Origin of the sequence: Mesorhizobium sp. M2A.F.Ca.ET.042.01.1.1 (genome assembly GCF_003997405.1) — a bacterium.
In the GTDB taxonomy this organism is placed as follows: Bacteria; Pseudomonadota; Alphaproteobacteria; order Rhizobiales; family Rhizobiaceae; genus Mesorhizobium.
The window spans coordinates 1-538 of record NZ_RZRX01000638.1 but is presented as its reverse complement, the minus strand read 5'-3'; the positions used below and the strand labels follow the sequence as shown (position 1 = coordinate 538).

The 538-nt window shown below is 66.5% G+C and carries 2 pseudogenes; both read right to left on the bottom strand.

What is annotated here, in order from left to right:
- A pseudogene (locus EOA23_RS35325) lies at window positions 1–213 on the bottom strand (integrase); the annotation flags it as partial.
- A gap of 8 nt (window positions 214–221) precedes the next feature.
- Window positions 222–538: pseudogene (locus tag EOA23_RS35320) on the bottom strand (hypothetical protein); the annotation flags it as partial.

The following is a 538-nucleotide window of genomic DNA, read 5'->3' as shown; positions in this document are numbered from 1 at the left end:
TTCGAGATAGCCGAGGTCGGATGCCAGCGCGCGCAGCGAGTTGTCGCCCATGCCCTCGCGCGCCAGATGGCGCAGCGTCTCGACGTCGTCGTCGGTGAGGATTTCGGCGAGGAAATCACGGCGGCCGAACGGCAGCACGGCGTCCAGCGCATCGAGCGCCTCGGCGCGCCGCAGTGTTTCGTCGGATGCTGGTTTGGGCAGGCGGGCGTCCATCACGGCCCTCAGAACAGATAGCGGTTGGCTGCCCAGTCGAGCAGCACGGAAGCGTTGCGATCAGGCAGACGCACGCGCCCGGCGCGCAGGCCTTCGGCGATCGCCTCGCCGACGTCCGGATCGACCCAGTGGCCATGCGTCATGAGAAAAAACCAGGCGAACGGGAGGCCCACCTCGGCGTCGATCGCCTCGATGCGCTCCATCAGCCGGTACATGGAAGCACCCTCTTCGACGAGTAGCCGTTCGGCCGGCATTTTGAGCGGCCGCGGGATAAAACCGATCTCGCGCCGGCCGCGTTCCTCAAAGTCGTGGATGTCGAAAGCCC